The sequence below is a fragment of the Mesorhizobium sp. M5C.F.Ca.ET.164.01.1.1 genome (assembly GCF_004792125.1).
Classification (GTDB): Bacteria; Pseudomonadota; Alphaproteobacteria; order Rhizobiales; family Rhizobiaceae; genus Mesorhizobium; species Mesorhizobium wenxiniae.
Window position 1 is genome coordinate 1 of the sequence record NZ_SRTG01000243.1, and the last position, 361, is coordinate 361.

At 60.9% G+C, this 361-nt stretch carries 1 pseudogene; it reads right to left on the reverse strand.

Features of this window, described 5'->3' with window-relative positions:
* A pseudogene (locus EN807_RS33310) lies at positions 1 to 361 on the reverse strand (hypothetical protein); the annotation flags it as partial.

The following is a 361-nucleotide window of genomic DNA, read 5'->3' on the forward strand; positions in this document are numbered from 1 at the left end:
TTGCCGCCCATCTCATCGTTGAGATTGCGGGAAATCAGCGTCAACAATTTAGGCAGTTCCGGGCTACTCTCGCCAGGTTTCAGCCGCAGCTTCGGATCGACGACGATTTCGTTTTCCTCGCTGGCTTCGAGCGCCTCCAGCTCGACGCGCAGCGCCTGATACTCCGGGTTCTGCGGGTGTCGCGATTCCAGATAGGTGCGCACCTCCTGCGTATGCGCCAGGGTCTTCAGAACGCCTTCCATGTCCAGCGGCTTGGCCGGGAAATCATAGTAGCCGGTCATGCGATTGGGTTCGACGCGGCCGCTCTGGGCATCATGGGCATAGCGAAGCACGCGCGCCGACAGCGCCATCTCGAAGCGGA